Origin of the sequence: Caulifigura coniformis, assembly GCF_007745175.1 — a bacterium.
In the GTDB taxonomy this organism is placed as follows: domain Bacteria; phylum Planctomycetota; class Planctomycetia; order Planctomycetales; family Planctomycetaceae; genus Caulifigura; species Caulifigura coniformis.
The window spans coordinates 1,368,242-1,382,465 of sequence record NZ_CP036271.1 but is presented as its reverse complement, the minus strand read 5'-3'; the positions used below and the strand labels follow the sequence as shown (position 1 = coordinate 1,382,465).

Annotated in this window: 10 protein-coding genes; 8 read left to right on the top strand and 2 right to left on the bottom strand. The window is 63.7% G+C overall.

All coding sequences use genetic code 11. The features are described from left to right. Window positions 1–8 precede the first annotated feature (8 nt). The 5 genes from glgX (at window position 9) to Pan44_RS05515 (ending at window position 8,390) form a co-directional block, all read left to right on the top strand. Window positions 9–2,261 (top strand): glycogen debranching protein GlgX, encoded by a 2,253-nt coding sequence (gene glgX, locus Pan44_RS05535; RefSeq protein WP_145028063.1) that lies wholly within the window; start codon window positions 9–11, stop codon window positions 2,259–2,261. Between the two features lie 95 nt (window positions 2,262–2,356). After that, window positions 2,357–4,099, top strand: a complete 1,743-nt coding sequence (gene ggt / locus Pan44_RS05530; RefSeq protein ID WP_145028061.1) for a gamma-glutamyltransferase — start codon at window positions 2,357–2,359, stop codon at window positions 4,097–4,099. 143 nt (window positions 4,100–4,242) lie between these two features. After that, the gene (locus Pan44_RS05525) at window positions 4,243–5,229 is read left to right on the top strand and encodes an adenosine kinase (RefSeq protein WP_145028059.1); all 987 of its coding nucleotides are present in this window, start codon (window positions 4,243–4,245) and stop codon (window positions 5,227–5,229) included. 80 nt (window positions 5,230–5,309) lie between these two features. Then, window positions 5,310–6,803, top strand: a complete 1,494-nt coding sequence (locus Pan44_RS05520) for a hypothetical protein (protein ID WP_145028057.1) — start codon at window positions 5,310–5,312, stop codon at window positions 6,801–6,803. A gap of 165 nt (window positions 6,804–6,968) precedes the next feature. Continuing rightward, window positions 6,969–8,390, top strand: coding sequence for a hypothetical protein (locus tag Pan44_RS05515; RefSeq protein WP_145028055.1), 1,422 nt, complete (start codon window positions 6,969–6,971; stop codon window positions 8,388–8,390). Here the strand turns inward: Pan44_RS05515 and Pan44_RS05510 are convergent. Continuing rightward, entirely contained in the window at window positions 8,377–9,228 is an 852-nt protein-coding gene (locus Pan44_RS05510; protein ID WP_145028053.1) for a hypothetical protein, read from the bottom strand. The genes Pan44_RS05515 and Pan44_RS05510 overlap by 14 nt on opposite strands. A 673-nt stretch (window positions 9,229–9,901) precedes the next feature. On the opposite strand from Pan44_RS05510, the gene Pan44_RS05505 reads away from it, so the two are divergent. Next, window positions 9,902–10,543 (top strand): DUF309 domain-containing protein, encoded by a 642-nt coding sequence (locus Pan44_RS05505; RefSeq protein ID WP_145028051.1) that lies wholly within the window; start codon window positions 9,902–9,904, stop codon window positions 10,541–10,543. Between the two features lie 128 nt (window positions 10,544–10,671). Here Pan44_RS05505 and Pan44_RS05500 read toward each other — a convergent pair whose 3' ends face one another. Next, window positions 10,672–11,400 carry a TraR/DksA family transcriptional regulator gene (locus tag Pan44_RS05500; RefSeq protein ID WP_145028049.1) on the bottom strand — a complete coding sequence of 243 codons (729 nt, stop codon included), beginning with the start codon at window positions 11,398–11,400 and terminating at the stop codon, window positions 10,672–10,674. A gap of 159 nt (window positions 11,401–11,559) precedes the next feature. On the opposite strand from Pan44_RS05500, the gene Pan44_RS05495 reads away from it, so the two are divergent. Then, window positions 11,560–13,332 carry a PQQ-binding-like beta-propeller repeat protein gene (locus tag Pan44_RS05495; RefSeq protein WP_197453882.1) on the top strand — a complete coding sequence of 591 codons (1,773 nt, stop codon included), beginning with the start codon at window positions 11,560–11,562 and terminating at the stop codon, window positions 13,330–13,332. A 125-nt stretch (window positions 13,333–13,457) separates the two neighbouring features. Further along, on the top strand, window positions 13,458–14,189 hold the full coding sequence (locus Pan44_RS05490) for an SDR family oxidoreductase (RefSeq protein ID WP_145028045.1): 732 nt from the start codon (window positions 13,458–13,460) through the stop codon (window positions 14,187–14,189). Window positions 14,190–14,224: the final 35 nt, after the last annotated feature.

The window sequence follows — 14,224 nt, the reverse complement described above, 5'->3', positions numbered from 1 at the left end:
AGTGAAGTATGCGAGTCTGGCAAGGGCGGCCCTATCCACTTGGCGCCACATGGGACGGAAGCGGCGTGAATTTCGCGCTGTTCTCCGAGAATGCGGAAGCGGTTGATCTCTGCCTGTTCGATGCGCCCGATGCGACTGAAGAGTCGGCCCGCATTCGACTGACCGAGCGCAAGGACATGGTCTGGCATTGTTACCTGCCGGATGTGAAGCCCGGGCAGTTGTACGGCTACCGCGTTTACGGTCCGTACGACCCTTCGAAAGGACACCGGTTCAACGAGAATAAGATCCTGCTCGATCCGTATGCGCGGGCCATCGGCCGCGATGTGCGTTGGGACGATGCATTGTTCAGCTACAAGGTCGGAGACGAGGCCGCGGATCTTTCGAAGGATGAACAGGACAGCGCTCCGTTCGCGCCCCTGGGGCGCGTGGTCGACACCGCGTTCACGTGGGGTGACGACCGCCCGCCGCGGACTCCGTGGCATGAAACGATCATCTACGAGGCTCATGTCAAAGGCCTCACCAGGATGCATCCTGATATTCCCGAGCATCTCCGGGGGACTTACGCGGGGCTCGCCTGCGAGGCGTCGATCGAGCATTTGAAATCGCTCGGCGTAACGGCCATCGAACTCCTCCCTGTGTACCATCGCCTCGACGATCGGCACCTCGTCGAAAACGGGCTGACCAATTACTGGGGGTACAACACGCTGGCGTTTTTTGCGCCGGACACCCGCTACTCCTCGGCCGGCACGTCGGACGAGACGATCCGCGAGTTCAAATCGATGGTTCGCGCGCTGCATTCCGCCGGGCTCGAGGTGATTCTCGACGTGGTTTACAACCACACCTGCGAAGGCAACCAGATGGGGCCGACGCTCTCGTGGCGCGGCATCGACAACCTTGGCTATTACCGCACGGCGCAGGACCCGCGGTACTACATGGATTTCACCGGCTGCGGAAACACATTCCGAATGAACCAGCCGCGGGTGCTGCAGTTCATCATGGACAGCCTCCGCTACTGGGTCACGGAGATGCACGTCGACGGATTCCGGTTCGACCTCGCCAGCACGCTCGCCCGCGAACTGTATGAAGTCGATCGACTGGGCGCGTTCTTCGACATCATCCACCAGGACCCGATCCTCTCGCAGGTGAAACTGATCGCCGAACCGTGGGACCTCGGCGACGGGGGCTACCAGGTCGGCAACTTCCCGTCGTTGTGGTCGGAATGGAACGGAAAGTACCGCGACTGCGTCCGCCAGTTCTGGAAGGGGGACGGCGGTACGGCCAACGAATTCGCCACGCGGCTGTGCGGCTCGAGTGACCTCTACGAGTGGAGCAGTCGACGGCCGTATGCGAGCGTCAATTTCGTCACCTGCCACGACGGTTTCACGCTCAACGATCTCGTCAGCTACAACCAGAAGCACAACGCCGCCAACGGCGAAGACAATCGCGACGGCTCTGACAACAACATGAGCTGGAACTGCGGCGAGGAAGGTCCGACGACCAACCCGGAGATCCTGACCCTGCGCGCCCGCCAGCGGCGCAATTTCCTCGCGACGCTGCTGCTGTCGCAGGGGGTTCCGATGCTGCTGGCCGGCGACGAAATCGCCAAATCGCAGTCGGGCAACAACAACACCTACTGCCAGGATTCCGAGCTCACCTGGCTCGATTGGGAGCTGAATGAGGCCGAGCAGGATCTTCTCGCATTCACTCGCAGCGTGATCGCACTGCGGAAGAAGAACCCGGTCTTCCAGCGGCAGAAGTTCTTCCAGGGGCGATCGATCCGCGGACAGGAGCAGAAGGACATCGCCTGGTATTCGCCCGATGGAAAGCCCATGGACGATGAAGCCTGGACCGCCGGCTTCGTGAAGTGCCTGGGGCTCTATCTCGATGGCGACATGATCGGGGAGATGAACGAGCGCGGGGAACCGATCGTCGGAGAAAGCATGCTGCTGCTGCTCAACGCGCACCACGAGAAGATTTCCTTCAAGTTGCCAGCAGTCGAGAAGAAGGGGACGTGGGCCGCGCTGCTCGATACGTTCCACCTCCCGGCCGACGCCCAGTCGCTGAAATCGGGGTCCGACTACCCTTTGCAGGGGCGTTCGCTCGCGGTCCTCAAGCTGATTCCCCCGCCAACCAACGGGAACAAGAAGGTCGAGGCCTCCAGACACGTTGCGACCGAAGTCACCACGGCGCCGCCCCCATCGCCCGAGCCTCCTCCTTCGGTGAGCATTGCGCCGGCTGGCAGGGCGAAGAAGAAGTCGTGAAGATGCGGCGGCTGGCAGGACGCATGCGCCGCTCCGTGACGATGGTCACGAAATGTCCTGTCGGCTCCCTCCGACTTCAGCACCGCCGAAGCTCCATGTTCGACGATCACACCGACGTTCCTTCCTCCTCGCCGTCACGATTTCGCGCGGCTGCCGTGGCGTTCACGCTCGCCGCCGTGATTCTTCAGGGAGCGCTGGCCCAGGCGCAGCACCGGCCGACTCACGACATCGTGAAGTCGTCCCGGGGGATGGTCGTTTCCGTCAGCGGCCCTGCCTCCGACGCCGGCGCCGCCGTCCTCAAGCAGGGTGGGAACGCCGTGGATGCCGCGATTGCAACTGCGTTCGCGCTTGCGGCCACCTATCCGGCGGCCGGGAACATCGGCGGCGGCGGTTTCATGGTGGTTTGGCCGGGCGACGGCCGGCCGCCCATGGCGTTCGACTTCCGGGAGAAGGCCCCGGCTGCGGCGACACAGGAGATGTTCGTCAATCCCGCGGGGCGTTCAGCCCATCGCCGCGTCGGCGTTCCCGGTACGGTCAGCGGCCTTGCGCTCGCGCACGAGAAGCTGGGAACGAAGCCCTGGAAGGAACTCGTCGATCCGGCCGTCAAACTTGCCGCGAACGGTTTCGAACTTGACCAGGCGAACGCCTCACAGATCAGCGAACTGCTGAAGGACTCGACCGGACCTGAGCACGCCGAACTCCACCGCGTGTTCGACAAGCCGGGCGGCGGCGACTGGAAGACTGGCGACCGGCTGCAGCAGCCCGATCTTGCCAGGTCGCTTGAACGGGTCCGCGATCGCGGCGTCGACGGCTTCTACAAGGGAGAAACGGCCGAATTGATCGCCGCGGAGATGAAAAGGTTCGATGGGATCATCACGACGGAGGACCTGGCCAATTACCAGGCGAAGCAGCGCGAACCGGTCCGAGGCACATACCGCGGTTACGATCTCGTCTGCATGTCCCCGCCGTGCTCCGGCGGGATCACGCTGATCTCGATTCTCAACATTCTCGAGAATTTCGAGTTCGCGCGGGACGAGCGCTGGTCGCCCCGCACGATGCACCTCTTCGCGGAAGCCATGAAACGCGCCTATCGCGACCGCGCCCGCTACCTCGGCGACCCCGATTTCACCGAAATCCCGACGCACTTCTATTCCAAGGAACATGCCCGTGAATGGGCCAAAGGGATCGATCTCTCGAGGGCGACGCCGAGCAGCACACTGGCCGGCGACATCAAGCTGGCCGGTGAGAGTGAACACACGACCCACTTTTCCGTCGTCGATGGAAAGGGGATGTGCGTCGCGCTGACCTATACGCTCGAGAGCAGCTTCGGGAGCCGAGTGGTCGCGAAGGGGGCGGGGTTCATCCTCAATGACGAAATGAACGACTTCAACTGGATGCCGGGCGTCACCGACTCGACCGGCCGGATCGGAACCGCGCCGAACCTGCTGGCTCCCGGGAAGCGGATGTTGAGCTCGATGTGCCCGACGATTGTCCTGAAGGACGGCAAACCCTGGCTTGTGACCGGCAGCCCGGGAGGCCGCACGATCATCAACACCGTGCTGCAGGTGATCACTGGCATGATCGACTTCGGGTTGACGGCCCAGGAAGCGGTCGATGCGCCGCGCATCCATCACCAGTGGTTTCCGGACAAGATCCGCGCGGAAGCGAAATTCCACCAGCAGCACGCCGACGTCGTGAAAATCCTGGAGGGCATGGGCCACACGTTTGACCGCGTGGCCCGGCAGGGGGATGCGCACAGCATCTGGCTCAATCCGGAAACCGGGGACGCCGAGAGCGGAATCGATCCCCGGATCAGCGGCAAAGCGTCGATCCCCTGAGTGCTTCCGCCGCGGGAAAAGCGCCGGGCGCGCGTGCGAACGGCCGGCTTCCTATCTACTCTCTGAATTCTTCGCGCCCGGGCGGTGAGAATCCTTCCCGTCGGCGCGTCGGCCCATCGAAAGCAGGCTTCTGGAGTTGATGAATGTCGTTTGATGTTTATGGCGTTGGCAATCCGCTGGTCGATATCCAGGCGCATGTTCCGGATGAGCTGCTGTCCCAGCTCGGTTACCACAAAGGGATCATGACGCTGGTCGAGCAGCCGGCGCAGCGGGACATCCTGATGGCGCTGGAAGGGCGAACGATCTCCAGGTGCGCCGGCGGATCAGCCGCGAACACCATGCAGGGGATCGCGCAGTTCGGCGGAAAGGGAGTTTTCGCCGGCAAGACGGGAACCGATGAACTCGGCGGTTTTTTCCGTCGCGACATGCAGGAGGCCGGACTGCAGTTTGCCGTGGATCCGGTGGACGGACAGACCGGAACGTCCGTGATCCTGATCACCGACGATGCGCAGCGAACCATGCTCACGACGCTGGCTCTCGCGGCGCAGCTGGAGGCGGACGACATTGACGACTCGGCGATCCGTCAGTCGAAGTACGTGTACATCGAGGGCTACCTCTTCGGAGGGGAGCCGACCCGCTCGGCCGCCATGCGCGTGATCGAGCTTGCGAAGAAGAACGGAGTCAAGGTGGCGTTCACCGTGTCCGATCCGTTCCTGATTCAGTACTTCCGGGACCAGTTTCGAGAGCTGATCGAAGGGCCGGTCGACCTGCTGTTCTGCAACCTCGACGAGGCACGAGCCCTGACCGGCCTGCACGACCCGATCGAATGTGCGCAGGCGATCCACGAGCACGCGGAGAACGTCGCCATGACGCTTGGCGCGGAGGGATCGATCCTGATGCACGAAGGGGAAGTGATTCCGATCGAAGGGGTCGCAGTGAAAGCGATCGACACCACCGGGGCAGGGGACATGTACGCCGCCGGCATCCTGTATGGAATCACGAACGGGCTTTCGTGGAAGCAGTCGGGACGGCTGGCAAGTCACGCGGCGGCCCGCGTCGTGTCTCAACTGGGTGCCCGGCTCGCAAACGTGATTTCGCCGGCCGAAATCAAGCAGATCATCGGGACCTGACGTAGGTCCGGAGTCAGCCGACGCGTGCAGGGGCACGCGTCGCGGGCTCTCTCGGGAGCCGTCGTCATCGGGGCGATGCCATGAGGCGCCTGCTCTATCTCCTGTATTGGCAGGCGCAGTTTGATGCGCGGCGGCCGCTGATTTGGCTGACCGGCGCCTCCTATCTTCTCGTGGCCGGCCCGATTCTGCTGGCAATCCTTGCGTGGTCCCGCGGACGCATGGGCCTTCCCGTGACGGGGACTGCCCTCCTGACTGCCAGCGCGTGCCTGAGTGCGCTCGCGAATGCGCTGCTCGTCACCTGGCTTGCTTCGCGGGCGGCGGACGAGCGGGCCACTGGATTTCTCGCGGCCGTCCAGATGACCAACATCCGCCCGGTAACGTTGACGGCGTTCCGGCTGACAGCGATGGCGATTCACCTTGTACCGCTGACGCTGATGAGGCTGCCGCTTTCTGTGTGCTGCTATTATTTCGGCGGGGTCACGTTCGCCGATTTCCTGACCGCCGAACTCGTCGTCTGGACGCTGACGGCGTTCGCCGGGACGACAGCGATTGTGTGTTCGCAGGTGGCCAGGTCGTCGCAGACGGCGCTGATGCTGATCGCCAGCGTGCTGATCGGCGTGGAAGCGGCGTTTTTTGCGCCGCGGCTGCTGATGCGGACATTGCGAATGGCGACCGGACCGGCTTCCGGGTTGCTCGATGGACTCAACGAGTGGGCGATGGTTTTCAGCCAGTGGTCGTTGCCCGTCCATCTCGGATTTCGGCCAGACGACTGGAGTGACTGGCTTTCAATGGCCCCGGCGCTGCTGGTTCATGCCGGAGCGGCGCTTGTGGCGGCCGGCGTGGCCTGGCGTCTGTCATTTTTCAACGTGATTCCCGATGATTCCCCGCGAACGGGGTCCGTTCGTGGGCGCCCGCCACGGCGCGTCGTTGGGGAAGCGCTGTCCTGGCAGGTCGGGGCCATCCATTTTCGCCGGGGCCGACTGCGAACGAATGCGAATATCGCTTTCACGGTCCTCCAGGTCATGAGTCTGTGCATCGCCCAGTTCGCGCTTCCTCCGATTGGAACGGGACTCCTGGCGTTGATGATCAGCTTCCGGGCGATGACAAGTGCATCCATGAAGGCCGGTGTCTGTCTCGCGTACGAAATCCGCGACCAGACGCTGGCGACGCTCGCTCTGCTCCCGCGGGAGCCGCTCGATATTTTCTACAGCTGGCGGGCTGGCGGAAACCGGATCTCGATTCCGGAATTCATCGTTACGGCGGTGGCCGCGCCGTTCATCTGGTGGAACATGGGACCTGCGGCGGCCGGTCTGCTGGGACTGTTGTTTGCGATTGCGCTTGGCGCGCCGTTTGGTTTTCTGAATGGACTCTGCCGTTTCGACTGGGCCGTTGTGACTCTTGCGCTCTGGATTTTTCCTCTCGGCTTCGCGTTCCTGGCGGTCAGCATTTTTTTTGGCGCGATCACGAACCTGTGGGCCGGGCTGGGGCTGTTCTGCCTGCTCGGCTTTGTCTATCACGGAATCATCCTGCGGCAGATCCCGTACTACTTCCTGAGGACTGTCGAACGGAGCTAAGACGTTCCCGCTCCTGCAGGCGCGTCCCACCTTTCAGAAGTCCCGGGCGAACCTGCAGGGCCGGACTCGCCGGCCGCAAGCGACTGGTCGAGACGTGTGACCACTTCGATTCCGCCGTCCTACGCCTCCACCACCAGCCCCGGGAGATGTCCACTGCGCACGCCGATGCAGACGCTGATTGAGTGCACCGCTCGGCGGGATCTGCGGCATCGGACGCTCTGGCTGGTGTGTGCGCTGTACCTGGCGATCGTGCTGGCGATCATCTATCCGCTTGGAATTTTCAGCGGGCCGACCGGGCCCCAGCGGATTTTTCAGGCCCTTCAGTTGCTGCACTTCGCGATCGCCGTCCTCGTGCCCGCCTGGGTTGCGGGGCGGCTGGTGGAAGACCGCGTCTCTGGAATGCTCGAACTGATGAAAGTCGCGGGCCTGGCGCCCGGGCAATGGATCGGCTTCCGGCTCTTCCACATCGCGGCGACGTACGGCTCGATCTGGGTGTTGCGGCTGCCTTTGTACTCGCTCGTGATGGCCACTCGCGGCGCGACAATGGCTGACATTCTCTGGGCGGAAGTGATCTGCGCGGGCGTCATGCTGGCGCATGCCCAGATCTCACTGTTTCTGGCCCGGGGCTGCCGGCTCGAGAGAACCGTCACCACGGTGTCCATCGTCCTCACGATCCTGGGCAACGCCCTGTTCTTCCTGCCGTCGTACGCCGTGCAGATTGCAACGGCCCGCCAGTATGCCGTGCCTGAATCGATTCGCGACAGCGCCACCATCCTCAGGGAACTCTCACTGCTGAATTACGTGCTCAGCCGGCCGACGACTCCAGAGGGCCAATGGAAGGCGGCCGCGGCGCTCGCCATTCCCCTGATGCTGGGAGTCGCTGCGACGTTCTTCCTGAGGCGAACCCTGTACGTCGATCCGGCGACCGGGCCGGGGAACGTCGCCGGGACGAGACCGTCTCGCCGGGTCTGGGACGATGCTCTCGCGTGGCAGGCGGCCGAGTACCACTGCGTTCCGCAAAAGAAGAAACGCGTCATCGCCTGGACGATCGTCGTGGCGATGGTTTGTCTGACGTTTCTTCCATCGCTGAGCGAGTCGATGCAGTACGCCGTCAGCGTCGTGATGATCTTTGCGTTCGCCGCGCCTGGAATGGCGCCGGCGACCTGCTCGTCCCTGGAGCGCCTGCACAACACCATCTCATCACTGGCGCTCCTCCCACTTGGCGGGAAAGCGATCTATGACGGCTGGAAGCGTGGGGGGGCGGTCCGTCGCGCAGAAGGATGGATTGCTGCCGGGCTCATTTTCCTGGGGCTCATGTGGAATGATCCGCTGGCCGGGATGGGCTGGGCGCTCGCCGCCGTGGTCGCCGCGTATGCGCTCCCGCCGATCTTCTTCCTGGAGTCGCTCCGGGAATTGAGCAACGGACGCGGGGTCCTGCGGTCGATGGTCGGAATGGGAATCTACTGGTCCATTCAGCTCGTCGGCGTTCTGCCGGTCGGGATCGTCACCAGCGTCGCGGCGATTCTTTACCGCCCTCGGGCGATCCGCATGATGGATGAACTGTTCGACGAGGCTAGCGCGCGGTGAATCCCGCCTGCTGAACGCGGTTCCCGAACGGACGGTAGCCAAACTCCTGCTGGAAGAAGGCGGCCCGGCGCTCGACCGAATTCCATTCGTCTGCCGATGCGGAGGCCGAGCTGGCGTGCGTCTGGCCTGGGTCTTTGGCTGTCGGGACGGGGACGAGCGGCGTTGCGCCCGTGGGTGGGTTGTACATTGCCGAAGGAGTTCCGAATCCAGGCGGAGGGAGCGCGGGCGTGGAGGGAACCGTCGTGGTCGATCCGGGGAGGTCCGGCATGCCGTAGGGAACCGGCGTCGAGGGGGCGAGCGGCGGAATGTCGCCCGGAATCATCGTGCCGCCCGAGCACGGCGCGCTACACCCCGGAGCGATCGGCGCCGAACACCCTGGCATCATCGGGACCATCCGTGTTTCGGTCACGGGGATGCGGGCCATCGTCGTCACCGGGACTGTCCGATAGGCCGTCTGCTGCTGGTAGACCGTTTGCGGCACCGTGCGGCTCACGAGCTTTGGCACCCACACCTGCTGGTAGCAGCCTTCATCAACCGTCACCTGGCGACTGGTCGTCACCGGAACGGTGACGCAGATCGGCTCCTGGCGGTAGCAGGTCTGCGGAACGTCGCGATAGGTGGTGACCTGCTGCGGCACGAGGCACGGCTGTGGCGGGGGCGTGAAGCAGGGGGAGGGCGGCAGCATCGGAGCGCAGCAAGGGGCTCCGCAGGGAGCGGCACAGGTGCCGCAGCTGTCAAAGAGGCGTCGACGCCCCGGGCAGAACAGGCATGCCTCGGAGGTGTCGGGAACGAGCGAAATCAGCATCAGAACCGCGAAGGCCCAGCGATTGCCTGACATGGTTCTCCCTCACCAGATTGCAGGTGGCTCGGCCGGCGAGGCGACGAAGTGTCGCGGCCGGACGAACGGCATCACTGGTGGGATCGGCCGACCGGCCTCAATCGGTTCAGCCGTTCAGACCGTCACGATCGGAAGCATCGGGATGGCGTCGGTAAGTCCTGTCCAAGTCCGCTATTTTGACGCGCACTCGCGGCGAAATGCGTCGCCGTGGATGTGCGGTGGCGCGGATGGCCCGAGGTCGGTCGAGGGACGGACAGGTCTTCGCAAGTGCCCCAGACCGCTGGCGTTCCTGCTCTCGTTCGGAGTTTTTCGCACGCGGGAGCCAAATTGGTCTGTCAATTCGCAGTGCTCCTGCTTTTAATGACGCAGACGTTTCTCGGCGAATGCGAGCACGGAAGGTCGCCTGACGAGACGTTTTGCTCCGCCGAAGGATCGGCAGCCCCGGGGCTTGTGTCGAGGATCCACCGCACGATGTGGTTCCTCCGTAAGCACAGGCCCCATCGTTGTTTGTGCTCTTCTGTTGGCAATACGAGCGTGGCCAGATGCGGGAGGTGTCCCGCAGAGGGTCCCTTCGTTGACAGTGGAAGGGCCCAAGGTCGTTCTTTCCAGGTTGCCGACGAGTCAGCGCCATTCGGATGCCGGCTCGCTGAGACGAAAGTTTAAGGTCCCTCCTATGCCGAATGCCTCTCCACGCGCTCCCCGCACCAAGACCAAGCCCGCTACGAAGCGTAAAACGATTACTGTTCCGGCGATTGAGAAGACGTCGATCGTCAAGTTTGTCCGGCTCCTTCCAGCCACTGAGCTTCCCCGGTATACGCATGTCCCGGGCACCGGCACCCCGCATCCTTACCGCGATCCCCGCGGCCACAGCTTCAACCGTAAGCCGGTGAACCCGAAGGCGCTCAACGAAGACCGCTGGGCCGAATGCCGCTCCTACCTGCTCGGGCTCGATCTCTTCAACCTGGGCTTCTATTGGGAAGCTCACGATGAATGGGAACGCCTGTGGCGTCAGAGCGGACCGGATTCGATGGTCGGCAAGTTCCTCAAGGGGCTGGTCAAACTCGCCGCCGCCGGAATCAAGGTGCGTGAAGAAAGCATTCACGGCGTTCGCCGTCATGCGGCCTCGGCCGGCGAAGTCTTCGCCGACGTCGCTGCTGAAACCGACCTCGAGCGATTCTGCGGCCTGAAGTTTGAAGACCTGCAGTTCGCGGCTGACCGTGCGGCCCAGCTCGTCTACAAACCTGATCTCCAGGCCGGGCGTCCCCTGCGGGTGTTCCCGTATGTCCTGACGCCGGAGCCGATGCCGCTGATGTAGTTCGATGTGCCGGGGGCCAATTCCGGTCCCGACCGATGACGAAAAAGCCCGACGAGAGTTCTCGCCGGGCTTTTGTTCTTTGACGGGCTCAGGATCCACCGATTGCGTTCGCGCAATCGAACGTCCTGCTACTGATGGCTCGGATGGCGGTTCTCCCTTGAAGCGGGGGTTGCGGCGTCTTCCTCTTCGAGATCATTCAGGTCCTCTTCAAATTCAGCGTCGTACCGGCCACTTCCCATCGCATCTGCCAGTTCCGCGGTATCCGGCTCGCCGTCACCGAAATTCGATCCGGCAATCCCTCCCGAGGCGGTCCCGCCTCCCGCTTCTCCGACGGCGTGAACGTCGCCGCGATCCATTCGCCGCGTCCGACGCGCATCCACCTCGGTCACGCCGGTCGTCCGGCGTTCGGATCGATCATCAACAGTGTGGCCGCGCTGGGAGAGGATCTTGTCGGGGCTGTTGGGGCGGCCGATGTTGATATTCGCACGACCGTTGGAATGAGTCGCCGCGCATGCGACGCAATAGCGGGCGTACGGGATGGCATCCAGTCGGGCCCTGGGGATCGATTCGCCGCAGTCTTCACATTCGCCGAATCGTCCTTCGTCCAGCCGTTCCAGGGCCGCCCTGGCCTCGCTCGCCAGATACTCCTTGTTCTCAAGCAGGGTTGCGTTCAGGTCGTGGAGGTATTCCTCAGTCCCCATATCGGCCAGGTGCATGGGGGCGTTCGAGAGTTCTCCGTCGGCCTGACCGCCGCTCGGTCGGTGTGTCAGTTCAGCCATCGCTGCCGTGTCATCCAGCAGACGGGAGGAGAGGACTTCGAGCCGCTTCCGATAGTGTTCTGCGCTGGAGTGGTTCATGTCAGAAACTCCTGTCCGCAATGCGGATTCTCTCTCTTTCAGGATATGCTTGGCGCGACAACTTGGAAGAGGTCGCTTTGGTGACGTGAGAGGTCGGCGACGGCAATCTGCAAACGCTGCGCCGCGTGCGGACAGGGAAACGGCAGAAAGATGGCTCCGATGACTTCAGACCCCACGGCGGTCGCCGTTGCTCCCGGATCGCCGAAACTGGCGTGGGCCCGCTGGGGCCTTGCGTTCGCGCTCACCTTTTCCGTGCTGCTCGTCGCGCCGACCAGGCTGGTGATCGTCTGGATGGCGAACAGCGCCCGTGAGTCGGGGCTGGCCCTGTTGTTTCTCGTCGTCCTGGCCGCCACGTCCGCGGTGACGTGGAATCTCGCGAAATCGCTGCCGGAGAAATGGAGTTCGCGAACGCGGCCGGTCGTGTTCGGCACATGGATCGTGTTGCTGTGCGTCGGTGTCTTCGTGCAGTCGGGGCCCAACTCGAACCGGGCGATTGTCGCCTTCCTGTTTGCAGTTGGTTCGCTATGGGTTCCCTGGCTGGCGTGGTTCGGTTTCCGCCCGGCCTCTCTCACGCGACGAGTCTCGGAGGCGCTCCTGGTGGCGGTGGGCCCACTGGTCCTCGTCTCCACAGTCACCGTCGAAGCGATGCGGGGGGACAACACCGTCGATTTTGCGTGGACCTGGTCGCCTCCGCGCGATCTGGCGATCGCTTTCCCGGAGCCCGCGCGACCGGCGGTCATTACGACGGGCTTCGACCCCACTCCGGACGACTTCCCTCAGTTCCTGGGACCTGCCCGGACCGGCGTGATCGAATCAGGTATGCGGCCTGTCGACTGGAATGAGAATCCGCCGCGAGAGTTATGGCGGAAACAGGTCGGCCCGGCCTGGAGCGGGTTCGCGGTGCGGGGTGACTTTGCCTTCACGCAGGAGCAGCGTGGCGAAGAAGAGGCAGTTGCCTGCTACCGCGTCAAGGACGGCGAACTGATGTGGATGACCAAGTCCCCCGGACGATTTGCTTCCGCGATGGGAGGAGTGGGGCCCCGGGCCACGCCGACGATTCATGCCGATGGGCGGCTCTACACGGTTGGTGCGACCGGCGCCCTGCAATGCCTTGATGCGTGTTCGGGACAGGTTCACTGGTCAAAGCAGATTCTCGCGGACAACGAGGGAGTCGATCACAACCACGGCATCTGCGGTTCGCCGTTGATCGTCGATGACAAGGTGATCGTGTCGCCGACGGGAAACGCGTCGTCGTCTCTCGTCGCCTATGACCGACTCACGGGCGACCGCGTGTGGCAGGCCGGCCAGTCGCTCGCGAGCTACAGTTCGCCCGCGCTTCTCGAACTGCGCGGACGCAAGCAGGTGGTGCTTCACACCCAGCAGGTGCTCGAGGCTCACGATCCTGTCACCGGGGCGCTTCTCTGGGAGTTCCCCTGGTCGAATGCAAACGTCAATAACTGCTCGCAGCCTCTCGTGATCGATGCCGACAACGGGCGTCTCCTCGTGACCACCGGCTACGGCGTCGGCGCGGCGCTGATTGAAGTCGCTCCGGGTGAGCCCCACTGGTCGGTGAACACGATCTGGACCGCGCGCGAGATGAAAACCAAGTTCACGACGGCCGTCCGTGTCGGTGAGTTCATCTACGGGCTGGACGACGGGATCCTGGCGTGCATCAGCCTGGCCGATGGAAAGCGGAAGTGGAAAACCGGACGCTATAACCACGGCCAGGTTCTGCTGGTCGGCCCGACTTTGCTCGTCCAGGCCGAAATGGGGGACCTGGCGCTCGTCGATCCGCAGCCGAAGAAGTTCGTGGAACTGGTGCGGATCCCGATGCTCAAGAACAAGACGTGGAACAATCCGACGGTCGCCGGGAAGTACCTGCTGGTGCGAAACGGCGAGGAGGCTGTCTGTCTCGAGTGGCCGGTCCGGTGATTGGCCGAGGTCGCGAGGACGCTCTTGCCGACGGGAACACGCACGCTTGACCCTCCGTAGTGACTGGTCACGATGAGCGGACAGAACCACATTTCTCATTCCTACTACTGACGGGACGCTCGACGATGCGATTGGCAGGCAAGACGGCTCTGGTGACTGGCGGCGGAACGGGCATCGGGGCGGGATGCGCCCTGGCGCTGGCGAAGGAGGGCTGCCGCGTGGTCATCAGCGGCCGCCGTGACGACAAGCTTCGGGAAGCCGCGGCCCAGTTCACGGGCCAGCCTCCCCTGCTGACCCGCGTCGCGGACGTTGGCGATCGGAACAGCGCCACTGCCCTCGTTGAATGGGCCCAGAAGGAACTGGGCAAGATCGACATCCTGATCAACTGCGCCGGGATCAACACTCCGAAGCGGCTGATGTCCGACCTCGACCCGGCCGACTGGGACATGGTCATGAACGTCAACGCGACCGGCGCCTTCAACGTCACTCGGGCGGCGCTCCCCGCGATGCGCGAGCGCAAGGACGGGCTCATCATCAACATCTCCTCGACGTCAGGAGTCCGGGCGAGCATGCTCGGCGGCGTGGCCTACAGCGCATCCAAGTTCGCCATGGCCGCACTTGGCACCTGCATAGCGCTGGAGGAGAAGGACCACGGAATCCGCGTGACGAACATCTTCCCGGGAGAAGTGGAGACCCCCATTCTCGACCGGCGGCCTGTCCCCGTTTCGGCGGAACACCGCGCCCGGATCCTTCAGCCGTCCGACGTGGGCGACATGGTGGTGGCGGTCGCACTGCTGCCGCCGCGGGCTCACGTCGCGGAGATGATCATCAAGCCAACCACCCAGATCCACGCGTGAGTTTAAAGACCCGGTCTTCCGCGGAAGACCGGGCC